At 51.9% G+C, this 337-nt stretch carries 2 rRNA genes; both read right to left on the minus strand.

The annotated features are described in order from the left end of the window. Positions 1-70: ribosomal RNA gene (gene rrf / locus KW838_RS29285) — 5S ribosomal RNA — on the minus strand; the annotation flags it as partial. A 164-nt stretch (positions 71-234) separates the two neighbouring features. Beyond that, positions 235-337, minus strand: a 23S ribosomal RNA gene (locus KW838_RS29290); the annotation flags it as partial.

Genomic DNA, 337 nt, shown 5'->3' on the forward strand with positions numbered 1-337 from the left:
CGGCGATGCATCGTTTCACTTCTGAGTTCGGGATGGGATCAGGTGGTTCCAACGCTCTATGGTCGTCAAGAAATTCGGGTACTGAGTCGCGGCCAGAGGGCCTCGCTTCAGCAAATTGGGTATGTGACAGCTGGTGTTTTGTGAGTTTCTCGAACTTTCGGTTCGTTTCGTCTTCACACACCGCAATCTGGTTGCTCTGGATTAGAGAGCCGACGCAAATTGCTTGGGTGTTATATGGTCAAGCCTCACGGGCAATTAGTATTGGTTAGCTCAACGCCTCACAGCGCTTACACACCCAACCTATCAACGTCGTAGTCTTCGACGGCCCTTCAGGGGA

Origin of the sequence: Pseudomonas sp. PDM27 (genome assembly GCF_019219205.1) — a bacterium.
Taxonomy (GTDB): domain Bacteria; phylum Pseudomonadota; class Gammaproteobacteria; order Pseudomonadales; family Pseudomonadaceae; genus Aquipseudomonas; species Aquipseudomonas laurylsulfatiphila.